This window comes from Colwellia aquaemaris, from assembly GCF_057548755.1.
In genome coordinates this window covers 55,547-80,482 of record NZ_BAAJLV010000005.1, presented here as the reverse complement: position 1 = coordinate 80,482, position 24,936 = coordinate 55,547, and the positions used below count along the sequence as shown (strand labels likewise).

Genomic DNA, 24,936 nt, shown 5'->3' with positions numbered 1-24,936 from the left:
AATTTATTCAGTAAATATATTTTTAACTTGTGTTTTAACAACCATACCTGAATTCAATTGCACGCTAACATCATTTCCTGATACTTCAGTAATCACGGCATCCATTGAAGATTGCCCTAGCTGTACTTTGATATGCTTGCCTACCACAACATTACTTGTTTCTACAGGTTTTAGTTTAACTGCAGCTTTTGGTGCTGAACGTTTTGAAGACTTAACGTTGTTAAACTTTTCTTTACGATTCTTTTCTGTAGAGTCTTTTTTAACAGACTTAGTTCCGTTATTAGCATTGCCTTTAAATGGTTTTTTCGCAACTTTATCTTTATTATTTTTGTTACCAAACTTTTCTTGGCTTTCTTTTAGCGTTTTACTTGCATAGTCAGCTTGTTCTTGATCGATTTCAGCAGAGTTATTGCCGTCAATGTCGACACGAAAACTACCAACCTTGATGGCTTTTAAGTAACGCCAGCTGCTGGTGTAATGTCTAAGCGCTTGACGTAAACGTGTTTTACTAACCGTTTCATCATCGGCAAGTTTTTCAGCTAAATCTTGGAAAATACCAATTTTAAGAGGTTTTGCATGACCTTCTGTTGAAAAACACGCAGGAAATTTCTCTGCTAAATACGCAATAATTTCTTTAGTGCTGATTCGCTTAACTTCAACAGCCTCAGTTGATTCAACTGGTGCATCTGCCGCTACGTTTACTTCGCTTTCTGTTTTAGGTTCCATAAATACAACTTTTAAAAATTTTTAACTCTGTTCTGAAAGATACTGTTCTCGATTTTCCAACACATGTCGGCACCAATCATAAATATCTTCACTTTCAATTTCGGCTAAGGCTTCTTGCCCTATCCACGTGTCCCACACCAAAGACAACAATGCTTCTAAAACCTCTGGTGCAATATCTTCTTCAGCCAAGTCATAAACGGTATGATAAATTTCGTTAATACGCTCAGCAACAATTTCTTCTTGTCCATCCCAGTCACCAACAACGGCTTCTGACACAAGATAATCATGAATTACCACAAACTCTTTCATTAGTTTACCACGCCATGTTTGATCATGGTATTTTCAAATAAACTAATTATTTTCTCTAAACCCGCTTGGTCGTCACTATCAAAACGATTAAACGCCGTGCTATCAATATCTAATACCGCAATAACTTGGCCGTTTAATGTTACCGGTATAACTATTTCGGCATTACTACTAGCGTCACAGGCAATGTGCCCATCAAAGGCATGTACATCATCAATTCGCTGTGTTTTATTTTCACCTGCGGCGGTGCCACAAACACCACGGCCCACAGGAATTCGAATACAAGCAACTTTGCCTTGGAATGGCCCAAGAATCAGTTCATTATTAACCATGCGATAAAAGCCCACCCAATTAACTTCGGTTAATTGTTCAAATAATAAAGCGCTGACATTTGCCATATTAGCAATAACGTCAGATTCATCACTGATTAACGCTTCAACTTGAGTAAACAGGTCATGATAAAAGCTATTTTTAGTCATTAATAATGCTGCCAAAGATAAAAGCGCATAACATACCCCGATAGCGCAATAAATTAAAGTGCTATCGGTGGCAATTAGCAATTATATCGTCAATTTTTATGGTTTTATGGCAAATACCACTTTAACTTGCGCTTTTACAACTTCCTGTTCGGCGCTTTTGTTACTGTTGAAAGTATTGCTTACATGTTCGTACACAGCATCGCCTTTACCATTATTAGGGATAATTTCCTGAACCGTAACAACGCCATTAACAACAATATTTAATTCTTCTGCTATTTTATTAGCTTTTTGTTTTGCATTGTTTAATGCGCGCTCTAGTGCCTGTTGATAATGTTCTTGGTAAATTTCTAGAGAAATTTCTGTCGATTGTATGTTCGTTATGCCAAGTTTAAACAAATAATCAATAAAGTGTGGATAAAACTCGCGATTTAAAATCATCACATCAATTTCTAGCTTAGCCTCTATCAAGGCATTTTTATTCACACTCGTAGTTAACTGGGGCTTAGTATTAATTTTAGCAGGTAAATTATTTGGCAAACGAGAAATAAATTCTACTTGCTCTATTGTATTATTCAGGGCTGGATAAGAAACATCTAAAGTTACAGCCTGCTTGGCGATTATTTTAACTTTTTTGGTATTTTTCGTTACGAATTGCTGAAGCAACTTGGTTTGATGCTCAACGGCCTGTTTTACTTTAACCGCACTGGTACCACGCCTCTCAACAGAGAATTTGATTTGCTGAGATTTTATATCAACGTTAGCTTCACCGAAACCTGTCACTTCAATACTTTTACTACTTCCTGCGTGTAGCATATTATCTGCGAAAGTAGCTGTGCTAAAAACAATACACAAGGTTACAATAAAGCGCATAAATCTCCCTTACTTATTTGATTTTAACGCTGCCTGTTGCTGCGCTAAAATATAATGTACAAATGCATCTTGCTCCGCTTTGCTACTTTGTTGCCACATGCTTTTAAGCTGCTCTAATTGTGATACATTTTGGTTAGAAACATCAAAGTGATTTGAAGTTTTCATTGCGTTTGAGGTTTTCCTATTCTTACTTTTGATAACCGCTTGATGATGTGATTTTTTACTCTGTGGTAACTGTTGAAATTTTTCTTTTGCATTAAAAGATAATAATGACTCGCTAATACTTGCAATCTCTTCTCGGTCGTCACCTACTAGTCGCACTTTTGGATTTTTTGCAAATTCTTTTGCTGTTTTGACATCATCTAACATTGGCATTTCAACTGCAATATTGGCCTTGGCATCAGTCTCACTACTTAACGTGAATAACACAACAAATGGCTTTGAGCGCACTGTGGTATGGTCATCATCGCCATCAAATAAATCTTGATATTTTAATACCAAAATATGGTCACCTTTAGTAACTTCTATGCTAGTTTTTTTTGCAAAAAAAGAGCTTGCTTGCTCAACGCCATTTACGCTTTCAACAAGCAAGTTTTCTGGTATTGTGATTACAGCAGCTTTAGTCATGAATGGTAGAAAAATAATGATGGATAGTAAAATAAATCGCATTTTAAGCCCTGTAAGTATAGTGGAAATAAGTGTTAAGTTACGTTTGCTTTCGCTCATAGTATTTATAGCATTACCTATAAGCACACAATAAGCTTACTATATAATAGTTATTGTTGGTGCTAATAATAAATTCCCATAAAAAAACGCGAAAACCATAAAAGTAATTCGCGCTTTTTTAATTATTTCCAATAACTAAGTTTAATAACGTCAAAAAAGGTTAAAATGAATCTCCGGGAATTCGAACCCAGCCTTCCATTAATATTCTCGCACTACGACTCATCACAGCTTTATTGACTGTCCAGAAGTTATCAATATTTGCTGCTTGTGCGCCTACTTTCAGTGTCCCTGATGGGTGACCAAAAATAACTGATTCTCGCTCACCGCCACCGGCTGCTAAATTAACTAAAGTACCTGGAATTGCCGCCGCTGTACCTATGGCAACAGCTGCTGTTCCCATCATGGCATGATGCAATTTCCCCATAGATAATGCCCGTACATGCAAGTTAATATCTTGTGCCGAAACAGCTTTGTCACTTGAAGTAACATAGTCTTTGGCAGTGCTAACAAAGGCAACTTTTGGGGTATGTTGACGAGCTGCTGCTTCAGAAATATCAGTAATTAAGCCCATTTTCTTTGCGCCATAGGCGCGAATAGTTTCAAAGCGTTGTAATGCATCTTCGTCATTGTTAATGGCATCTTGCAGTTCAGTGCCGGAATAACCAATGTCTTCAGCATTTAAGAAAATCGTTGGAATTCCGGCGGTGATCATAGTTGCTTTAAAAGTACCAATTTCTGGCACCTCTAATTCATCAACAACATTGCCCGTTGGAAACATAGCTTCAGATGGGTCAACCGGTGCAATAAATTCAACCGGCACTTCGGCTGCAGGAAAGGTAACGCCATCAAGTTCAAAGTCTCCGGTTTCTTGCACTTGACCATTAACAATGGGCACTTGCGCAATAATCGTTTTAGCAATGTTTTTCTGCCATATTCGCACGGTGCAAACACCATTTTGTGGAATTCGTTCTGAAGAAACCAAACCGGAATTGATGGCAAATGAGCCGACTGCAGCCGTTAAATTGCCGCAATTCCCACTCCAGTCAACAAAAGCTTTGTCAATAGCGACCTGACCAAAAAGATAGTCGACGTCATGATCGGGCTGGTCACTTTTTGCCAAAATGACTGTTTTACTCGTACTTGAAGTTGCTCCGCCCATACCATCCGTTTGTTTGCCATATGGGTCAGGACTACCAATAACACGTAACAACATATTATCACGTGCTTCTCCCGGCACTTGGCAACGCTCTGGTAGATCCGTTAAATTGAAAAAAACGCCTTTAGAAGTACCACCACGCATATAAGTAGCAGGAATTTTTACTTGAGGAACAAATGCCATTGCTATTTCCTTTTTTAATTATCTGAAGAAAAGTAAAAAGCGGTATGAATACCGCTTATTACACATCAAGACGTTAGTGATATTTAAGCATTAGACTCTAAAAAGTCTTGAGCGAATCGTTGTAAGACACCGCCAGCGGCATAAACCGAAACTTCTTCTGCTGTATCTAAGCGACATTTAACTGGCACTTCAATTTGCTCGCCGTTTTTACGATTTATAATTAACGTCAACAAAGCGCCGGGCGTTCGTTCGCCGATAACATCGTATGACTCAGTACCATCAATATTATAAGTATGTCGATTGTCACCATTAATAAACTCTAGTGGTAGCACTCCCATACCCACCAAGTTAGTACGGTGAATACGTTCGAAACCTTCGGCAACAATAACTTCAACCCCAGCTAAACGTACACCTTTAGCTGCCCAGTCTCGAGATGAACCTTGACCATAGTCAGCGCCAGCAATAATAATTAATGGCTGCTTACGTGACATATAGGTTTCAATTGCTTCCCACATACGGGTAACTGTACCTTCGGGCTCTACACGCGCAAGTGAGCCTTGTTTAACCTCACCATTTTCATCTCGGCACATTTCATTGAATAACTTAGGATTTGCAAATGTTGCGCGCTGAGCCGTTAAATGGTCTCCACGGTGTGTCGCGTATGAGTTAAAGTCCTCTTCTGGTAGCCCCATTTTATCAAGATAAGCACCTGCGGCACTGTCAAGAAGAATGGCATTAGAAGGTGATAGATGATCTGTGGTGATATTATCGCCAAGTACAGCCAATGGACGCATTCCTTTCATAGTGCGTTCACCCGCTAAAGCCCCTTCCCAATATGGTGGGCGACGAATATAAGTACTCATTTCTCGCCAATCATAAAGTGGGCTTTCTGCAGGCTCAAAAGCGCCTAAATCAAACATTGGCGTATAGATTTTTTTGAATTGCTCTGGTTTAACAAATTCATTAACAATATCGTCAATTTCTTCATCACTTGGCCAAATGTCTTTTAAGGTAATGTCATTTCCTTGCTGATCTTGTCCTAAAACATCTTTCTCGATATCAAAACGAATAGTACCAGCTATTGCATAAGCAACCACTAATGGTGGCGACGCTAAAAATGCTTGTTTTGCGTAAGGATGAATTCGACCGTCGAAGTTTCGATTACCTGATAATACAGCGGTTGAATAAAGATCTCGCTCTATCACTTCTTGTTGAATTTTCGGGTCTAACGCACCTGACATACCGTTACATGTTGTACAAGCATAAGCGACAATACCAAAGCCTAACTTTTCCATTTCTGGCAATAAACCTGCTTCTTCAAGGTACAGTTTTGCGACTTTTGAGCCAGGTGCAAAAGATGACTTAACCCAAGGTTTACGGATTAAACCTAACTCATTAGCTTTTTTAGCAACAAGACCTGCAGCAACAACATTGCGTGGATTCGAGGTGTTAGTACAACTGGTAATCGCGGCAATGATTACAGCGCCATCCGGCATTGCACCTGATTGCTCTTGCGCTTTACAGTTATCCAATTCTTTAGCAATACCTTTAGAGGCAAGATCTGCTGTCGCTAAACGGCGATGAGGGTTTGACGGCCCAGCCATATTGCGACCAACACTTGATAAATCAAATTCAATTACACGTGCATATTCTGCTTCAACTAAATCATCAGCCCATAAACCAGTGTGTTTTGCGTAGGTTTCAACTAGTTCAACCTGTTCAGGATCACGACCAGTTAGTTTTAAATAGTCGATAGTTTGTTGGTCAATGTAGAACATCCCAGCCGATGCCCCATATTCTGGTGTCATATTAGAAATAGTTGCGCGATCGCCTATGGTTAAATCAACCGTACCTTCACCAAAAAACTCTAAGTAGCTCGATACCACTTTCTCATTACGTAAAAATTCAGTTATTGCTAGCACAATATCAGTTGCGGTAATACCCGGTTGACGTTTACCAACAAGTTTTACACCGATAATATTAGGTAAGCGCATCATAGACGGGCGACCTAACATCACAGTTTCAGCTTCTAAGCCACCTACACCAATCGCAATTACACCTAGAGCATCAACATGAGGTGTATGTGAATCAGTACCGACACAAGTATCAGGAAAAGCAACGCCATCTCGCGCTTGAATGACAGGAGACATTTTTTCTAAGTTAATTTGATGCATAATGCCATTACCCGCAGGAATAACATCAACATTCTTAAAAGCCGTTTTTGTCCATTCAATAAAGTGGAATCTGTCTTCATTTCGTCGGTCTTCAACGGCACGGTTTTTATCAAATGCGTCAGGGTCAAAACCGCCATGTTCGACAGCGAGTGAGTGGTCAACAATCAGTTGTGTTGGCACAACAGGGTTTACTTTCGCAGGATCTCCACCTTGTTCAGCAATAGCATCACGCAAACCAGCTAAATCTACTAACGCGGTTTGGCCAAGAATGTCGTGACAAACAACACGAGCCGGATACCACGGAAAATCTAAGTCTTGCTTACTTTCAATAATTTGCTTTAAAGAGTCAGTTAGTGATGCTGGTTCACATTTCCTAACCAACTGCTCTGCAAGTACGCGAGAAGTATAAGGTAGCTTTTTGTAAGCCCCCGGTTTTATTGTTTCGATAGCCGCACGAGTATCAAAAAAGTCTATCGTTGCACCATTAACTTTATAACCTGGCAACGGTTTGCGATAATCATAATTCATAATTTGTTCCACTTTTTAGAAAAAGGAGTACGTAAAAGTTATTCACTCAATGCACCCCTATACTAAGATAACCTAGTTAATGACGAGTCAAACTATCTTTTTGAGATTGCTATAACCTTACGTGGCTCAGCTCCGGTATAATCCGCTGACGGGCGAATAATACGGTTGTTGGCACGTTGTTCCATAACATGTGCTGCCCAGCCAGTTAGTCGTGAACAAACGAATATTGGCGTAAATAGTTTCGTAGGAATACCCATGTAGTTATAAGTTGAAGCGTGGAAAAAATCAGCATTACAAAATAATTTTTTCGTATCCCACATAAACTCTTCACAAGCCACAGAAATATCATAAAGCGATGTATCACCATTTTCAGCGGCTAACTTTTCTGACCACGCTTTAATAATAACGTTACGTGGGTCTGAAGTGCGGTAAATGGCATGACCAAAACCCATGATTTTCTCTTTACGCTCTAACATGCCAGCCATTTGTTCTTTGGCATCTTCAGGCGACTTAAACTTCTCAATCATATCCATTGCCGCTTCATTTGCACCACCATGCAATGGTCCGCGCAGCGTACCAATAGCGCCAGTAACACATGAAAACATATCAGAAAGCGTTGAAGCACAAACACGAGCAGTAAAGGTTGAAGCATTAAATTCATGCTCAGCATATAGAATTAAGGAAACATCCATTACACGGCGGTGTTGCTCTGATGGTGTTGTACCATTAAGTAAACGTAAAAAATGCCCTCCAAGTGAATCTTCATCGGTAATACAATCTATTTCAATATTGTCATGACTAAACTTATACCAGTAACACATAATGGCAGGAAACGCTGCTAATAAGCGATTTGCCGCTTTTCGTTGCTCTGAAAAGTCATTTTCAGGTTCAAGGTTACCCAAAAATGAACAACCAGTACGCATAACATCCATCGGATGCGCGCTAGCTGGAATGCGTTGTAAAACTTCTTTTAGTGCCTGAGGCAAATCACGCATTGCCATTAGTTCATTTTTATAGTCGGCTAGCTCTGCCTCATTAGGTAACTCACCGTTAAAAAGTAAATATGCAACCTCTTCAAACGTTGCATTTTCTGCTAAATCTGCAACATCATAACCGCAATAAGTTAAGCCACTACCTGATTTACCTACAGTACATAAAGCTGTTTCACCTGCACTTTGTCCACGAAGGCCAGCGCCTGAAAGTTTCTTATCTGTCATCATTCTTTCCTCTATTACTTTGGTGGCATTGCTTAGCCACCGAGAGCTAATTTATAATTTTAATTGTTAAATTCGATTAAATTTTATTTGTTTTTACCTTCAGAGAACAAAGCATCAAGCTTTTGTTCGTAATCGTGATAGCCAAGGTAATCGTATAAATCCATGCGGGTTTGCATATTATCAATTTCTGCTTTTTGATCACCGTCAGCTAGCAAGGTTTTGTAAACTGACTCGGCCGCTTTATTCATAGCTCTAAATGCCGACAACGGGTAAAGCACCATAGCGCAGCCCCATGCTCCTAACTGCTCTTTATTCCATAGCTCGGTCTGGCCAAACTCAGTAATATTTGCTAAAACCGGTACATCTAGTGCTTCGGTGAAGGCCCGGTAATGTTCTTCTGTTTTCACCGCTTCTGCGAAAATACCATCAGCGCCCGCTGCAACATAAGCTTTTGCACGTTCTAATGCTGCTTCTAAGCCTTCTTGAGCAAAGGCATCAGTACGCGCCATAATAAAAAAGTCTTTATCTGTACGGGCATCAACCGCGGCTTTAATACGGTCAACCATTTCCTCTGTTGAAACAATTTCTTTGTTAGGGCGATGACCACAACGCTTTTGTGCAACTTGATCTTCAAGGTGAACCGCTGCGGCACCGGCTTTTTCCATATCACGTATGGTTTTAGCAATATTAAATGCGCCGCCCCACCCCGTGTCGATATCTACAAGCAAAGGTAGGCTAGAAGCGGCGGTGATACGTTGCACATCGGCAATAACGTCATTTAAAGATGTCATACCTAAGTCGGGCAAACCGTATGACGCATTTGCAACACCACCACCTGACAGGTAAATCGCTTGATGGCCAAGTTGCTCCGCCATCATGGCGCAATAAGCATTAATGGTACCGACCACTTGCAGTGGCTTATTATCAACAAGTGCTTGACGAAATTTCGCACCCGGAGACAACTGAGTTGAAGATTGAGCTGTAGACATAATATTGTCCTTTTTAAGTAAAATGTTGTAATAAATTTATTAGGCAATAACGCGTAATTACGCTAATTTTGTTGATTAATTTTGTTTTCGATATTTTTTCTTGAAGCGGCAATATGTCTTCTCATAAGCATTTCAGCTAATTCGCCATCGCGATCGGCAATGGCTTCGATAATACGAGAGTGCTCACCAAAGGCTTTGGTTGCTCGTGGGCTATTCATACCAAACTGACAACGATACATGCGTACTAAATGGTATAACTGGCCACATAGAATATTGATCAATTGCTGATTATGGCTACCTAAAATGACTTTATAATGAAAGTCTAAATCGCCTTCTTCTTGGTAATACGACACACCATCACGCAGCCCCTTTGAATTGCTGTGCTGTGCTAACATGGCTTTCATGTCGGTAATTTCGTCATCACTCATATTCATTGCAGCTTGCCGACAGGCCATACCTTCAAGTGCTTCACGCACCACATAAATTTCCAATAACCCCGCGGTTGTGCACTCAACAACGCGCGAGCCAACATTAGCTTTACGCTCAATTAAATGACACTTTTCTAAACGGTTTAGAGCTTCACGTAGAGTTGAACGACTAATTTGATATGTTTTTGCTAGTTCAGGCTCGCTGATTTTACTGCCAGCCTTAATGTTGCCTTCAACAATGGCATGGAGCATTTGTTCAAACACTTTATCAGCGGTAGTCACTGCGGTTTTTGAAGTTGGGTTATCTAAAGCCATTATTGTCGACACATTTGAAAACAGTGTTGCTAATAATAGCTAAAAATACCGATTAGTCAATGTGAAAACCGAAACATTGTCGACAATAACACTTAGACATTAGTCTACATATTGACAATAAATAGGCGAAAAAACAGGCTAAACCCAAAACAAAATAGACTTAACGCAATGTAAGTAAAAGTGTTTATCGGGGCGTTATAGTCAACAAAGAAAAATTAATGCAAGTAAACATAAAAATAATGACTGACAGATAAACTGTCGACAATTTGCTCATAAGCCGTCATAAGATGGTTTATGACTAATGGAATAAATTACTTTCGCTATGCATTAGCAATAAAAGGGATATATTAAAAATATATACCCAAGCCCTTTGAAGATGCAGTTTTAGGTGGTTTAGGCATACAGCTAACCAAAAAACCAATAGCACACTGCGATTGCGGCACTAATACCAGCAAAGTCAGCAATAAGCCCGCACGCTAACGCATGGCGACTATAGCGTATGCCAACTGAGCCAAAATACACAGCTAAAACATAAAAAGTTGTTTCTGTAGAGCCTTGTACTATTGATGCGAGTCGTCCGGCAAAAGAATCTGCACCATGTGTATTCATCGTTTCTATCATCATAGCTCGTGCACCAGAGCCACTTAATGGGTTCATTAATGCGGTCGGTAATGCATCAACAAATCGGCTATCAGCATTAAAGTAAACGACCAAACTCCTGATGGCTTCAACAAATAAATCTAAAGCACCGCTAGCGCGAAAAACACCAATAGCACATAACATTGCCAATAAATATGGAATAAGTTTAATACTAGTTTCAAAGCCTTGCTTCGCACCTTCAATAAAACTATCGTAAACATTAACCTGCTTTTTCAAGGCAAAAAATATAAAACTTATTAGCGTTGAAAATATCAGCAAATTACCCATCAATGACGACTGTTGCGCTAAAAGTTCGGCACTTAGGGTTGCAAAGTACGCTGCAATACCGCCTACTAACGCGATACCTCCCGACAAGTACAGCACTATTGTTTGCTGGTATAGCTTAATTTTCTGTACGAATGCGACCGCAAACAATCCCGCTAAGGTTGAAGCCGTTGTCGCTAATAAAATAGGAACAAACACGTCAGTTGGATTAATAGCCCCTTGCTGAGCACGATATACAAAAACCGTTATCGGAAATAATGTTACTGACGAAGTATTTAAAACTAAAAACAGAATTTGTGCATTTGTCGCGGTATGTTTATGAGTGTTAAGCGATTGCAAATCTTGCATTGCTTTTAAGCCTAACGGCGTTGCCGCATTATCTAGGCCAAGGAAGTTTGCCGATAAATTCATGGTCATTGAACCAATGGCAGGGTGGCCTTTTGGAACCTCTGGCATTAAACGGGTAAATAACGGAGAAATAAGCCGAGCAAGTTTATTAATGAGCCCTGCGTGTTCAGCAATTTTCATCATGCCTAGCCAAAAACTTAATACGCCAATTAAACCAATTGCAATATCAACAGTTACTTTGGACATGTCAAAAATAGCATTGACTATTTGCTCAAAAACCAATACCTGATCAAACACCAGCCATTGTACTAGTGCAGAAATAAAGGCAATAAAGAAAAAACCACTCCAAATACGATTTAGCAAACCTACTCTCTTTATGTTTTTATTATGAAAATATCATGACATACAAAACTATCATTGCCTAGGGCGTGTTAAACAGCTGTGCAAAAGCTGTGTAAAGCCCGTGAAAAAGCCGTTCACAAGCAGTGAAGAAACAAATTTTGATAACAAACATAGAAAAAATGCATATCAAACATTACCAATAAAAACAAAAACTTAAATAATTAAAAAATATTATTGCATTTAAAACACCATACACTACACTTAATTCTACAGGTTACTTATCAACCTGTTGCTCGCAACGTTATACGCTAGACGTTTTTAAGTAGCGTAATTTTCTTTAGTAGTTTAGATTTTATGTTTTTTGTTTGTATATTTTGACAGTTTATTAGCGCAGGCTCATCTCCTTTTGAGCCATCCCCTGAGCCCAAAATCAGCAGTGATTTTGGGCTATTTTTTTCTGTGAGGAAATGTTTTCACTATCGTTTAGTTTGAGCAAATAAACGGTGAAAATTTTCCGTTGATTGCTTGGCGATTTCTGACACCGATGTGCCTCGAATACTCGCCAAATGCTTGGCAACTTCAACCACATAAGCTGGTTGATTTTGTTTTCCGCGATGTGGTACCGGTGCTAAATATGGTGCGTCGGTTTCAATTAAAAAACGATCAGATGGTACTTTTTTCGCAACGTCCCTTAAAGCACTGGCATTTTTGAAAGTGACAATACCGGAAAATGAAATATAAAACCCCATAGCTATGGCTTGTTCTGCCATTTCCCAACTTTCAGTAAAACAATGTAAAATTCCACCAACATTGTCAGCCTGTTCTTCACGCAAAATAGCTAACGTGTCTTCTTGGGCATCACGAGTATGAATTATTAACGGCTTATTTAATTGGTTTGCTACGCGCACATGTTTTCGAAATGAGTCTAATTGTACCTGTTTAGTCTCTGGCGCGTAAAAGTAATCTAACCCTGTTTCACCAATAGCAATAACCCGAGGGTTACTTGCAAGACTTTGTAATTGTTCAGGATTTATTTCGTCATCCTGATTCAACGGATGTGCACCACAAGTTAACCAAACATTGGCATATTTGGCGGTTTTTTCCGCCATCAATGGAAATTCTTCCAGTGTAACGCTAACACACAACAAGGTATTTACTTTATTTTCATGCGCTGCATTAACAACATTATCTAAATTATTGTCAAATTCTTCGAGTTTTAATCTATCTAAATGACAATGGGAATCTATAAACACAAAAGGTCTCCACACAAACGTGCTAAATCGAGTTTTATTTAATATATCTTCGCTATTGAGTGTATAACTGAATATTACATAGTTAAGGTTGGTTCAGAAGAATTTAATAAACGGCCAATCGCTTTATCAATTTGATTACGAATATTGTCAGGGTCTTCAACAAAACTTACACCAATCCCTGCTGGGGTACCATTTTGAACACCAATAGGTGTGATCCAAGATACTTTACCAATAACTTCTGAAGACTCTAAAGAGTCTGGCAAGGTTACAATTAATTTTATATCTGTTGCTAAGTCAAAATGCTGAGTCGTGCGAACAAATAATCCACCATTTTTCATAAATGGCATATAGGATTGGTATAAGTCACGATCTGAAACAAATTCAAGCGTAATATTTTCCAAAATTATTCCTCTGCTTTGTTGGCTATATTTGCAATATCAACCAGAAGCTTTTCGCTAACAAATTGTCGATTTACTTGTATTAATGTTTTTAGCTTAGTATTTGTTGCTTGTACTAATCGATAAATTTGCCAAAGTTGCTCTTCATTTAACCGAGCCTCGATATTACTGACGTTGCATGTTTGCCAATGCCATTGATGTCGCATTAAATCTACAATAACTTTCTCAAGCCAGCGTATACCATGACCATCAACAAGCACATTGAGTACCTCAGTGCGTTGCTGATGATAACATAGGTAACGCATAATATTCTCGCGAAATTCTGCAAAAGCATCAGCAACATTTGTATCAGATAATTCACTATAATGGCTAAGATTTGCAAATAAATCCTTGTTATTATGTGCCTTACCGTCAGCTGTATTAGAAAAGGTAGAAGACAGCTGTTCGCCCACCGGAGGCCTGATTTCAAATTTCTGACAACGACTGACAATGGTCGGCAATAAGGTATCTGCGCCGTCGGTAATTAATATAATAAAACTATTAGCTGTTGGTTCTTCTAAGGTTTTTAACAAGGCATTCGCTGCTGAAACACTCATACTTTCAGCGCGTTTTACTAGTGCTGTTTTTCGTTCACCGATATGAGCAGTTTTTTCAAAAAACTGACTCAAAATACGGACTTCATCTACGCCAATAGTCGTTTTGTCTGAACTTAATATTATATGGTCAGGGTAGCTATTACTGGCGTATAACTGACAAGTTTTACATTGACCACAAGAGTGCAACACAGCTTGATTATCAGCATTAACATTTTGGCACAATAATACCTGAACTAGCCAAAGAGCAACTTCTTCATAGCCAGCCCCTTTTTTACCAGAGATCAATATAGCGTGAGGTAGTTTATTCTCACTTATTTGCCTAGACAATTGCTGTTGAATACCTAATAACCAGGAATGCATTTACTTACCTTGCTGATTGACGATAAAGTTTTCCACGGCACGTGCAACATCTTGATGCACTACAGACATTGCTTGGCTCGCATCGATAATATCGGTACTGTTAGACGCTGTAGCTAATTGCATATATTTATTACGAACACGTTCAAAAAATTCAATTTTTTCCAATTCAATGCGGTCAAGCTCACCTCTAGCTTGGGCGCGGCCTAAGCCTAACTCCGGCGCTATATCTAAATAGACGGTTAAATCAGGCGTGAAGCCTTTTAAGGTTACTTCAGCAATCGCATTCATAACCTGATCATCAAACTCTCGACCACCGCCTTGGTAAGCTCGAGATGAGAGATCATGACGATCGCCAATAACCCAAACACCTTGTTCTAACGCTGGTAAAATTCTATTAGCCAGCAATTGGCTGCGGCTTGCATACATTAGTAATAACTCTGTTTCTTGTGTTAGCACTTCATCATGATTTGCAGACTTCACGATGTCGCGTAACGATTCCGCCAAGGGGGTTCCGCCCGGCTCACGTGTTTTAATAAAGTCGATACCGTGTTTCGCTAGAACCGTTTCTATCACACTAATTGCTGACGACTTGCCGGCACCTTCGATACCTTCAACAACAATAAACTTACCTTTTGAATTCATTAATATATACCCAGTTTAATTCTTTAATTGATACTTTTTTACGGCTTGATTGTGATCGCGCAAATTAGTGGAAAATATATGCTCCCCTTTGCCATTACTGACAAAATATAGATAACTCGTGCTTGCTGGTGCAAAAGCCGCATCTAAGGCATTTTTGCCAGGCATAGCAATAGGTGTAGGAGGTAGTCCTTTGATTTTTCGAGTATTATAAGGGGTTTTATCACGTAAATGCTTAAATTTAATATCACCGTAGTAATTCTCTCCCAAGCCATAAATAACGGTTGGATCTGTTTGTAAGCGCATTTTTTTATGCAGACGATTAACAAAAACAGAGGCGATTATTTCATGCTCCGCATACTTACCACTTTCTTTTTCAATAATAGACGCCATCGTTAACGCTTCATGTTTAGTTTTGTAAGGTAAATTTTTATCTCTATTTTGCCAACGCTTATCTAGCTCTTTTAACATTTTATTATTGGCTCTGCGAAGAATATCGATATCTGAGTCACCTAAAGAAAAAGCATATGTATCAGGATAAAAGTACCCTTCTGGATATTGCCGATCCACAGTAAATTGTTGTGAAAGCAGCTTTAATGCGGCCATTTTTTCCTTGTTGTCGACATAAGAAACTGAAAATGTATTCTCTTTACCTTGCATAAAAACATCAGATATTTCATGTTGAATATTTTCAGTACTCGCTAGTAACTCTAACCACTGCTTTATTGATGTGCCTTCAACAAAGGTAATGCTAAATTGATGCTCTTTACCTGCAACAATTTGTCTTAATAATGCCTGTAAACTTATATTAGCCTGAATTTGATAAGTACCCGCCTTAATTTTCGCTAACTCAGGATACAATCTGACATAATTCCTTAACCAAAATCGATTTTCTAGCCAGCCCTTTTTTACTAATAAACGAGAAAATTGATGAAAGGAGCTGCCTTCTTCAATTGTAATTAACTGTTGCTTAGTAAGATTAATAGGCTGTTTGGCTTGATAAAGGGTATTGCCAACAAGGTAGCTACCAATAAGAATAAAAACCATCGATATGAGTAAAAGTATCTTTTTAATCACAAGTGTCCTTGTCTATAGCTATCGCCAACGTTTTACTAACGTCAATAGAAAGTGTTTGTTTATTGAATGTGTGAACAGGCACTATACCCATAACGCTATTGGTAACTACCATAGCCGAAATATTATCTAGCTCATCTACCGATGCATGAATTTGCTGAATTTGCTGAGATTTTGATAATAAATTAATGATTTGTTGTCGCTTAAGCCCTGCAACACCAGAGTCTGAAAGTATCGGCGTAAACCAAATGCCATTTTTAAACCAAAAAACATTTGAACTACTTGCTTCAACAATATAACCATTACAATTAGTTACCAATAAATCGTCTTCTGTTCTGGTATCTAACTCTTGTCGGATCAATACTTGTTCAAGACGGTTAAGGTGCTTAATGCCAGCTAGTCTTGGATTAATGCCAAGTTGATACTCGCTTATTCCCACTGAAATACCATGTTGTTGCCAAGGTACATATTGTGCAGGAAATTGAGAAAATGTCACAATAACGTTGCTTGGCAAAGTTGATTGGCGCGCATAGCCTCTACCACCTTGCCCTGCCGTTATAATAATTTTAACCACCGCACAAGTATATTGCATGGCATTTTCGATCAGCTCTTGTTCGAGTACATGCATATCTGGCAAGGTAATATTAAGCTTTTCACAGCTATTTATTAGCCTTTGAATATGCTGCGCTAAATAACAAACTTGGCCATTAAGCACTTTGCCAGTAGTAAAAACACCGTCACCATAAGCTAAACCACGATCGCTTAGTGGTAGTTGGCTATTGTGTTGTCCATTTAAACTGCAATAATACATTTAGCGATTTTTAGTGAAGTTAATTAAAATCATTATATGTTAAATCTTTGTTGGCAAAAATAAAAAAAGCCTGAATACACAAAAAAGTATTCAGGCTTATATATTAAAGGATTAAATTTGGCTTAATGTCTGTTACATAACTAGCATTAATTTGCTTAAAAACTAAACCTTTTTAAAGATCAGCGAGCCGTTAGTGCCACCAAAACCAAATGAATTACATAGCACATAGTCCAAATCTGCATCACGCGCAGTATGCGCAATGTAGTCAAGATCACAGCCTTCATCCGGATTATCTAAATTAATGGTTGGTGGTACGGCGCCATTAGCTAAAGCTTGAATACTAAATATTGCTTCAACAGAGCCAGCAGCACCTAATAGGTGTCCGGTCATTGATTTAGTGGAGCCAACCATTATTTTGTCAGCATGCGCGCCAAATACTGATTTTACCGCATTAGTCTCTGCGATATCTCCTGCCGGTGTCGATGTACCATGTGCGTTAATATAACCAATTTTAGTCATATCAACTTTGGCGTCGTTAATAGCATTTTTCATTGCTAAGGCTGCACCTGCACCGTCTGCTGGTGGTGATGTCATATGATAAGCATCACCACTCATACCAAAACCTGAAAGTTCAGCATAAATTTTCGCACCACGTGCTTTAGCGTGTTCATACTCTTCAAGCACTAGTACACCAGCGCCATCTCCTAACACAAAGCCATCACGGTCTTTATCCCAAGGGCGAGAAGCTTGCTGTGGCGCATCATTACGTGTTGAGAGTGCACGTGCAGCGCCAAACCCTCCCATACCTAAAGTAGTTGAAGCTTTTTCAGCACCACCGGCGACCATAGCATCAGCATCACCATAGGCAATCATACGGGCAGCATGGCCGATATTATGAACACCACTGGTACATGCGGTTACAATAGAGATATTCGGTCCTTTCATACCAAACATTATCGACAAATGGCCGGCAATCATATTGATGATGGTTGATGGCACAAAAAATGGTGATAACTTACGAGGGCCATTTTTTAGTAGCTTTTCATGGTTTTCTTCAATAAGACCTAAACCACCGATACCTGAGCCTACTGCAACACCAATACGTTGCGCATTCTCATCAGTAATTTCTAAGCCTGAATCTTTTATTGCTTGTACACCAGCGGCAACGCCGTATTGAATAAACAAGTCCATTTTTTTGGCTTCTTTACGAGCCATATAGTCTTGAGCATCAAAATCTTTTACTAAGCCAGCAAATCGCGTTGGATACTGCTGTGTATCAAAATGCGTAATATCTGAAATACCACTTTTGCCAAGTAATAAATTTTGCCAGGTTGATTCAGGGCTGTTGCCTAAAGGGCTAAGCATGCCAAGACCGGTAACTACAACGCGTCTCATGAGATGTGCTGCCTCCGATAGAGTAGAATAATAGCGGGCGTTTTATTTTTGCTAGCTTATTGCTGAGTTCATTTAGCAATAACCTTGCTTTTAAATATTTTAAAACGGTAAAAACAAATCAGGCGGTAATTAAACCGCCTGAAATCATCAACATTCGTTGTAATTACTGGTTAGCAGTAACGTAATCGATTGCTGCTTGAACTGTTGTGATTTTCTCAGCTTCTTCATCTGGAATTTCAGTATCAAATTCTTCTTCTAACGCCATTACTAATTCAACAGTGTCTAAAGAGTCAGCACCTAAGTCATCAACAAATGAAGCTTCAACTTTTACTTCGTCTTCGCTTACACCTAGTTGCTCAATAGTAATTTTTTTAACGCGTTCTTCGATAGTACTCATTTTTTTTCCTTTACTAGAAAATACAATTTTTCAAAATTGTGTGTAGTTTATTCGTCAAAAGCCAACCATGCAAGCTTCTAATTTTACTTTCTCGCTGGTCTAACCTCTTGACTGTTTATAATTTATTCGAATTTAACACAAAGTCGCCAAAAAGCGAACTCTTGTTAAACCATGTACATGCCACCATTTACATGCAAGGTTTCACCGGTAATATAAGCGGCAGAGTCTGATGCTAAAAAGGCTACGGCATTTGCAATTTCTTCTGGCTTACCTAAACGGTTTGCTGGTACTTGTGCAAATATACCTTCTTTTTGCTCATCTGTAAGCGTTTGTGTCATATCCGTATCGATAAAGCCTGGTGAAACCGTATTTACCGTAATACCACGAGATGCAACTTCACGCGCTAATGACTTAGTAAAACCAATCAAACCGGCTTTAGCAGTAGCATAGTTTACTTGCCCAGCATTACCCATAGTACCAACGACTGAGCCAATATTAATAATACGACCATGACGCTTTTTCATCATAGAACGTAAAACCGCCTTACTAATTTTAAACACTGATGAAAGGTTAGTGTCAATAATATCGTCCCATTCATCATTCTTCATGCGCATCATAAGGTTATCACGCGTAATACCAGCGTTGTTAACCAGAATATCAACAGCGCCATGTTTCTCTTTGATAACATCGAACATGGCATTAATTGAATCATCATCAGTCACATTAAGAACTAAGCCACAGTTATCACCTAAATACTCACTAATATTAGCTGCACCGTGCTCTGATGTTGCTGTACCAATTACCGTACCACCTAGGGCTTTTAATTGTGACGCTATTGCTTTACCTATGCCACGACTGGCACCAGTCACTAAAATGACCTTTCCTTCTAATGAAAACATATATTATTACTCTACTGTTTCTAATGCTTTAGCTAACGACACTGAGTCATTAACAGATTGACAACTAATGGTTTTATCAATTCGTTTTAATAAACCTTGTAACACTTTACCAGGACCGGCTTCAATTGCTTGCTCAATACCTTGTTGCGCCAAATACTGAACGGTTTCTGTCCAACGCACTGGGCTGTACAACTGTTTTATTAATGCAGTTTTAATTGCATCTGCTGAAGTTTCAATGGCAACATCTACATTGTTTACCACAGCAATCGTTGGTGAGTTAAATGTTACATTATTAAATTCTTGGGCTAACTTATCGGCAGCGTCTTTCATTAAAGCACAATGAGATGGCACACTAACAGGTAATGGTAAAGCTCTTTTAGCTCCAGCTTCTTTACATAACTCTCCGGCACGCTCTACCGCAGCCTTATTACCGGCGATAACTACTTGCCCTGGTGAGTTAAAGTTAACGGCCGACACCACTTCACCTTGTGCGGCCTGCTCACAGGCTGCAATAATTTTTTCATCAGCTAAACCGATAATGGCAAACATAGCGCCTGTACCAGCGGGAACAGATGCTTGCATAAACTCACCACGTTTTTCGACTAATTTAACGGCGTCAGCAAGCGAAAAAACACCAGCACATACTAATGCCGAATATTCACCTAAGCTGTGGCCCGCTAGAATAGCTGGTGATCTAGACGTTGAAGATTGCCATAAACGCCAAATAGCCACACTGGCAGTTAATAAAGCCGGCTGAGTGAAGTTTGTTTGGTTTAATTTTTCAACAGGCCCCTGTTGAATTAATTGCCATAAATCGTAACCTAAAGCATCAGATGCTTCAGAAAATGTACTTTGTACAACGTCATGCTCAGCAAAGTCAGCTAGCATAGCTAATGACTGCGAACCTTGACCAGGAAAGACGAACGCTAAATTGTTTTGCATTGTTAGACCTAAATTATATTAAAATTTAATTTCGTGTAGTATCGGGCTTTAGCCCAATACTGAAGTAATTCGTTTAGAAAAGCAGAACATATATTATGGGTAACGTCATATTAATCTTTATGACAAAAGTTATGCTCAAGCTGATCTTTAATTTTCGTTGGTACTTGTCGCTCTACTTCTGTCACAGCTTCTAAAATAGCAGTGTAAAATGCTGTAACATTGGCGTTGCCATGGCTTTTAACGACAATACCGCGCAATCCTATCAAACTTGCACCGTTATACTGGTCGGGGTTCATGGGTTTAAACAGCTTTTTTAACGTGCTTGACAATAATTTACCCAGAATTTGTGCTATAAAGTGCTTTTTAATGATTTCTTGTAATTGCTTGTAGACCATTCTTGCCACACCTTCGCAAGTTTTCAGTGCAACATTTCCAACAAAACCATCACAAACGATAACATCGGCTTTATTTGTAAAAATATCATTACCTTCAATAAAACCAATATAATTGATATCGTCATTGGCAGATAAATAACTGGCGGTTTGTTTGATGTGATCGCTACCCTTGTTATCTTCTTCACCCATATTAAGTAAGGCTACTTTCGGGTTTTGAATGCCGTCAACCTCTTTCGCCATTACAGAGCCCATAATTGCGAACTGATATAAAACACTTGAGTCGCAAAAAACATTTGCACCTAAGTCCAGCATAAAGACATGCTTTTTACTGTCGTTTGTGGGTAACGCTGAAATCAACGCTGGGCGTTCTACACCTGGCAAGGTTTTTAAAACAAAATGCGCCATCGAAAACAAGGCACCGGTATTACCCGCGCTCACACATGCTTGTGCTTTATTATCATGCACTAAATCAAGCGCTTTACGCATTGACGATTGCTTTTTATTACGCAGTGCGAATATTGGCTTATCATCCATTTCAACAACTTCAGTTGTTGGCACGATAGTAATTCTAGAATGAGGATAGAAATTATTTTTCTGAAGTACCTCAACAATGACATTTTCGTCACCGCAAAGTATTAAATGCAGATGTGGTAAGTTTTCTACTGCACGTATTGCAGCAGGAAGTGTTACAAGGGGGCCTTGATCGCCCCCCATAACATCTAACGCTATGGTTAGATTAATCAAAATAATCGTTACAGATTACTTATTGATTACTTTAACACCTTTGTAAAAGCCGTCAGCTGTTACATGGTGACGACGATGCGTTTCGCCAGATACTGGATCTGTTGATAAATGCTCTGCCGTTAATGCGTCATGTGAACGGCGCATGCCACGTCTTGAACGAGACTTTTTGCTCTTTTGAACTGCCATTGCCTACTCCTAAAAATTCGGTTATTAGCTAAAATTTACTACTTAAGTTTTTTTAATACGTCAAATGGATTCGGTTTATCAAGCTCTTCTGGCAACTCACCCCAAACACTATCAGCTGGTGACTGACAATCTTTAATGGAATGCCTAGGAATTAATGGAATAGCAAGCAATAACTCGTCTTCCACCAACTCTAGCAAGTTAATCTCACCATTTTCATCTAATTCAATTGCGTCATAATATGACGGCAACTCAGCTTCAGCATCAGCGTCTTTCACCGGACTAAAAGTAAAGCTTACTTCTAATGCCAAGTCGAACCCTTCAGTACATCGCTGACAAGTTAATGTAACCGTTGCCGATGCTGTGCCTGATATTGCTACCAAACCCTGCTCATCCACACTAAAATTAACATTTACCTGCACTTGCTCACTTCGCGCTTCACACACAGCAAGCAATCTATTCATCCCAGATACTTCAAAGTATCCGTCACACACTAACTTTCGTTGCGCGCTTCTAGATGGGTCTATCGTTATCGGGAGTTTAAGATTTTTCATAAGGCGCGCATAATAAAGTGCCTATCGGCTTGTGTCAAAAGAAAAATAGCTAATTTTGTTTAAAAATTCAAGATAGCCCATATATTAACTGCAATCTGTTTATATTTTGAGTGGTATTAATGAAAAAACTAGTTTTAGGCTCTACCTCGCCTTTTCGCAAAGAAATTCTCACTAAACTTAACCTGCCATTTCAATGTGCAAAGCCGAATATCGATGAAACTGCCTTTGAAAATGAATCACCTGTCGATTTAGTCGAACGACTGGCAATTGAAAAAGCTAAAGCAGTGGCTAAGGAGCACCCTGATGCATTAATTATTGGCTCAGACCAAGTAGCCATGTGTGACGGCGAAGTGTTAGGCAAGCCCCACAATTTTGAAAACGCCGTAAAACAATTAGAGAAGTTCAGTAACAAAACCGTTGTCTTTTATACTGGTCTATGTGTTTACGACAGCGCTCTTGATTACACTACAGCGTTAATTGAACCTTTTTTAGTGCACTTTAAAAAACTTTCATTAGCTGAGATTGAAAATTACTTACATGCAGAGCAACCTTACAATTGTGCTGGCAGTTTTAAAAGCGAAGGCTTAGGTATTTGTTTATTTGAAAAACTCGAAGGCAATGATCCAAACACCTTAATAGGTTTACCTTTAATTAAGCTAGTAGAACTATTAAAACAACATAATGTTGATGTGTTAGCAGAACAAAAAGCTATATAAGGCAAGCAAAAGAAGCACTACTTTAATTTATTATTAATTATCAACTTTTGGTTAAAACGTTTTTAGTATTTGTTTTCTACTAAAAAGCCCAACTTATCTATGTTGGGCTTTTTAGTCACTGAATAATAAAGAGTGCATAAAGCTCTGCTAATGAATCTACAATCGCCTTTGGCTCATATAAAGCTAACGTTTCTTTATCATGTACACCATAAGTTACACCTATACTGGCAACACCAGCGCGGCGAGCCATTTCTAAGTCATAGCTAGTGTCACCTATCATTATTGCTTTCTCAGCTGGAATAGATAATTCAGATAAAATACTGGTTATCATTTCAGGATCTGGCTTTGACAACGCTTCATCGGCGCAACGAGATGTATGAAAAAAGTGTTTAGTATCGCTTAACTGCCAAACTCGTTCCAACCCTACGCGAGCTTTACCTGTTGCAACAGCCAACAGTTTATTACTCTCACGTAACTGAGATAACAAATGCACAGCATCGTCAAATAGTGGTGTTGGTGTTTTATCAACGGCAACATAATGATGCTTATATTGCGCAATAACTTCTTCCACCTGTTGCTTATTACTGTCTGGAAATAAAGTTGTAACCGCTTTAGGTAAACTTAGGCCAATAATATTTTTAACGCTATCAGCACTTGGAATAGTTAATTCAACTACTTTCGCTGCTGATTGCATACAAGAAACAATACGAGCGACCGAATCCATTAAAGTGCCGTCCCAATCAAAAATGATCAATTCATAATTCTGCATATGACTACCAATAACCTAAGGTTGTACTTTAGTTAGCTTTGATAGTAGCTTTTCTAATGACGGCTCTAACGGTGCTTCAACTTTTATACGCTCATTAGATAACGGATGAGTAAATTCAATACTTGCCGCATGCAAAAATAAGCGTTTTAACCCTAATGTTTTCATTTCTTGGTCAAAGTCTTCATGGCCATATTTAGCATCACACGCAATGGCATGGCCTTTTGTTTGGCAATGAACTCGAATTTGATGGGTACGACCGGTTACCGGAAAGGCCCTAACTAGTGTGGCATTCTTATAATGCTGAATAACTTTATAGCGCGTTTCAGACTCTTTACCATTTATGTTGTCAACAACAACGACACGCTCACCTGATTTTAAATCATTTTTCTTTAACCCTTCAGTAACACGGGTTAGTTTATTCGACCATCGACCTTTAACTAAGGCATGATAAAATTTTTGCACAGTTTTATTTCTAAGTTGCTCATGCAAATTACGTAATGCAGAACGTTTTTTAGCAACGACTAAACAACCTGACGTATCACGGTCTAAGCGATGTACTAATTCTAGCATTCGAGCTTCTGGGCGCAGTGCCCTTAACGCTTCAATTAGACCAAAGCTTAAACCACTGCCACCATGAACCGCCATACCTGAAGGCTTATTTATAACAATTAAACGTTCGTCTTCAAATAATATTTGTTTTTCTAAATTTGCCACAACGTTAAGTTGTGTTGATACCGTATTGGTATTTTCAGAAACCCTGATGGGCGCAACACGAATAATATCTTCATCAACTAATTTATATTCAGGCTTAGTACGTTTTTTATTAACACGAATTTCGCCTTTTCTTAGCAATCGATAAATCATACTTTTTGGTACACCTTTTAAGGTTTTTAGCAAAAAGTTATCGATACGTTGTCCGGCATCTTCACTATCTATAGTGATAAATCTAACTTGAGGTTTTGGGCTATCTGTCATAAGGACTATACAATGAACATTAATTGCTGACAGTTTAACATATTTTTTTTGCTTTTCGGGCAATTAAAACCTCGATTTAATTGGCTTATCTTGAAATAAAGTGTGATAATAGAGTGGTTACCGCT

General features: G+C 38.9%; 27 protein-coding genes. 1 reads left to right on the top strand and 26 read right to left on the bottom strand.

What is annotated here, in order from left to right:
• Positions 1-3 precede the first annotated feature (3 nt).
• From proQ to yceD, 24 genes are all read right to left on the bottom strand, one after another.
• The gene (proQ, locus tag AC27HL_RS14635; protein ID WP_487081784.1) at positions 4-726 is read right to left on the bottom strand and encodes an RNA chaperone ProQ; all 723 of its coding nucleotides are present in this window, start codon (positions 724-726) and stop codon (positions 4-6) included.
• Positions 727-747: 21 nt separating this feature from the next.
• Positions 748-1,035 carry a hypothetical protein gene (locus AC27HL_RS14630; protein WP_487081783.1) on the bottom strand — a complete coding sequence of 96 codons (288 nt, stop codon included), beginning with the start codon at positions 1,033-1,035 and terminating at the stop codon, positions 748-750.
• On the bottom strand, positions 1,035-1,511 hold the full coding sequence (locus AC27HL_RS14625; RefSeq protein WP_487081782.1) for a GAF domain-containing protein: 477 nt from the start codon (positions 1,509-1,511) through the stop codon (positions 1,035-1,037). The genes AC27HL_RS14630 and AC27HL_RS14625 overlap by 1 nt, the downstream gene beginning before the upstream one ends.
• Positions 1,512-1,607: 96 nt before the next feature.
• Positions 1,608-2,381 carry an SIMPL domain-containing protein gene (locus AC27HL_RS14620; protein ID WP_487081781.1) on the bottom strand — a complete coding sequence of 258 codons (774 nt, stop codon included), beginning with the start codon at positions 2,379-2,381 and terminating at the stop codon, positions 1,608-1,610.
• A 9-nt stretch (positions 2,382-2,390) separates the two neighbouring features.
• Positions 2,391-3,050, bottom strand: a complete 660-nt coding sequence (locus tag AC27HL_RS14615) for a DUF2057 family protein (protein WP_487081780.1) — start codon at positions 3,048-3,050, stop codon at positions 2,391-2,393.
• 217 nt (positions 3,051-3,267) lie between these two features.
• On the bottom strand, positions 3,268-4,446 hold the full coding sequence (gene prpF, locus AC27HL_RS14610; protein WP_487081779.1) for a 2-methylaconitate cis-trans isomerase PrpF: 1,179 nt from the start codon (positions 4,444-4,446) through the stop codon (positions 3,268-3,270).
• An 83-nt stretch (positions 4,447-4,529) separates the two neighbouring features.
• Positions 4,530-7,148 (bottom strand): Fe/S-dependent 2-methylisocitrate dehydratase AcnD, encoded by a 2,619-nt coding sequence (acnD, locus tag AC27HL_RS14605; protein WP_487081778.1) that lies wholly within the window; start codon positions 7,146-7,148, stop codon positions 4,530-4,532.
• Positions 7,149-7,240: 92 nt separating this feature from the next.
• Positions 7,241-8,365: a bifunctional 2-methylcitrate synthase/citrate synthase gene (gene prpC / locus AC27HL_RS14600; RefSeq protein ID WP_487081777.1), complete on the bottom strand. Its 1,125-nt coding sequence runs from the start codon at positions 8,363-8,365 to the stop codon at positions 7,241-7,243.
• A gap of 83 nt (positions 8,366-8,448) precedes the next feature.
• Positions 8,449-9,354, bottom strand: a complete 906-nt coding sequence (gene prpB / locus AC27HL_RS14595) for a methylisocitrate lyase (protein WP_487081776.1) — start codon at positions 9,352-9,354, stop codon at positions 8,449-8,451.
• A 62-nt stretch (positions 9,355-9,416) separates the two neighbouring features.
• Positions 9,417-10,097: a GntR family transcriptional regulator gene (locus AC27HL_RS14590; protein ID WP_487081775.1), complete on the bottom strand. Its 681-nt coding sequence runs from the start codon at positions 10,095-10,097 to the stop codon at positions 9,417-9,419.
• A 405-nt stretch (positions 10,098-10,502) separates the two neighbouring features.
• Positions 10,503-11,732 carry a nucleoside recognition domain-containing protein gene (locus tag AC27HL_RS14585; RefSeq protein ID WP_487081774.1) on the bottom strand — a complete coding sequence of 410 codons (1,230 nt, stop codon included), beginning with the start codon at positions 11,730-11,732 and terminating at the stop codon, positions 10,503-10,505.
• A 455-nt stretch (positions 11,733-12,187) separates the two neighbouring features.
• Positions 12,188-12,964, bottom strand: coding sequence for a TatD family hydrolase (locus tag AC27HL_RS14580; RefSeq protein ID WP_487081773.1), 777 nt, complete (start codon positions 12,962-12,964; stop codon positions 12,188-12,190).
• A gap of 74 nt (positions 12,965-13,038) precedes the next feature.
• The gene (locus AC27HL_RS14575; protein ID WP_487081772.1) at positions 13,039-13,365 is read right to left on the bottom strand and encodes a PilZ domain-containing protein; all 327 of its coding nucleotides are present in this window, start codon (positions 13,363-13,365) and stop codon (positions 13,039-13,041) included.
• Between the two features lie 2 nt (positions 13,366-13,367).
• Entirely contained in the window at positions 13,368-14,318 is a 951-nt protein-coding gene (locus AC27HL_RS14570; RefSeq protein WP_487081771.1) for a DNA polymerase III subunit delta', read from the bottom strand.
• Positions 14,319-14,960, bottom strand: a complete 642-nt coding sequence (gene tmk / locus AC27HL_RS14565; RefSeq protein WP_487081770.1) for a dTMP kinase — start codon at positions 14,958-14,960, stop codon at positions 14,319-14,321.
• Positions 14,961-14,975: 15 nt separating this feature from the next.
• On the bottom strand, positions 14,976-16,034 hold the full coding sequence (gene mltG / locus AC27HL_RS14560) for an endolytic transglycosylase MltG (protein WP_487081769.1): 1,059 nt from the start codon (positions 16,032-16,034) through the stop codon (positions 14,976-14,978).
• Complete coding sequence (gene pabC / locus AC27HL_RS14555) at positions 16,027-16,842, bottom strand: aminodeoxychorismate lyase (protein WP_487081768.1); 816 nt, start codon at positions 16,840-16,842, stop codon at positions 16,027-16,029. Before pabC ends, mltG begins: the two co-directional genes overlap by 8 nt.
• Before the next feature lie 162 nt (positions 16,843-17,004).
• Complete coding sequence (gene fabF / locus AC27HL_RS14550) at positions 17,005-18,237, bottom strand: beta-ketoacyl-ACP synthase II (protein ID WP_487081767.1); 1,233 nt, start codon at positions 18,235-18,237, stop codon at positions 17,005-17,007.
• 163 nt (positions 18,238-18,400) lie between these two features.
• A complete protein-coding gene (gene acpP, locus AC27HL_RS14545) occupies positions 18,401-18,634 on the bottom strand; it encodes an acyl carrier protein (RefSeq protein ID WP_077286054.1) in 234 nt (77 codons plus the stop codon).
• Positions 18,635-18,798: 164 nt separating this feature from the next.
• Positions 18,799-19,533, bottom strand: a complete 735-nt coding sequence (gene fabG / locus AC27HL_RS14540; RefSeq protein ID WP_487081766.1) for a 3-oxoacyl-ACP reductase FabG — start codon at positions 19,531-19,533, stop codon at positions 18,799-18,801.
• Between the two features lie 6 nt (positions 19,534-19,539).
• Positions 19,540-20,475, bottom strand: a complete 936-nt coding sequence (fabD, locus tag AC27HL_RS14535) for an ACP S-malonyltransferase (protein ID WP_487081765.1) — start codon at positions 20,473-20,475, stop codon at positions 19,540-19,542.
• A gap of 110 nt (positions 20,476-20,585) precedes the next feature.
• Positions 20,586-21,617: a phosphate acyltransferase PlsX gene (gene plsX, locus AC27HL_RS14530; protein ID WP_487081947.1), complete on the bottom strand. Its 1,032-nt coding sequence runs from the start codon at positions 21,615-21,617 to the stop codon at positions 20,586-20,588.
• 12 nt (positions 21,618-21,629) lie between these two features.
• Entirely contained in the window at positions 21,630-21,800 is a 171-nt protein-coding gene (gene rpmF / locus AC27HL_RS14525; protein ID WP_487081764.1) for a 50S ribosomal protein L32, read from the bottom strand.
• Positions 21,801-21,838: 38 nt separating this feature from the next.
• Positions 21,839-22,351: a 23S rRNA accumulation protein YceD gene (gene yceD / locus AC27HL_RS14520; RefSeq protein ID WP_487081763.1), complete on the bottom strand. Its 513-nt coding sequence runs from the start codon at positions 22,349-22,351 to the stop codon at positions 21,839-21,841.
• Positions 22,352-22,470: 119 nt separating this feature from the next.
• Between yceD and AC27HL_RS14515 the strand changes: the two genes are divergently transcribed.
• Positions 22,471-23,067 (top strand): Maf family protein, encoded by a 597-nt coding sequence (locus AC27HL_RS14515; protein WP_487081762.1) that lies wholly within the window; start codon positions 22,471-22,473, stop codon positions 23,065-23,067.
• Between the two features lie 115 nt (positions 23,068-23,182).
• Here the strand turns inward: AC27HL_RS14515 and AC27HL_RS14510 are convergent, their stop codons facing one another.
• Both AC27HL_RS14510 and rluC read right to left on the bottom strand, forming a co-directional pair.
• Positions 23,183-23,836 carry an HAD-IA family hydrolase gene (locus AC27HL_RS14510; protein WP_487081761.1) on the bottom strand — a complete coding sequence of 218 codons (654 nt, stop codon included), beginning with the start codon at positions 23,834-23,836 and terminating at the stop codon, positions 23,183-23,185.
• 15 nt (positions 23,837-23,851) lie between these two features.
• Entirely contained in the window at positions 23,852-24,811 is a 960-nt protein-coding gene (rluC, locus tag AC27HL_RS14505; RefSeq protein ID WP_487081760.1) for a 23S rRNA pseudouridine(955/2504/2580) synthase RluC, read from the bottom strand.
• Between the last annotated feature and the right edge of the window lie 125 nt (positions 24,812-24,936).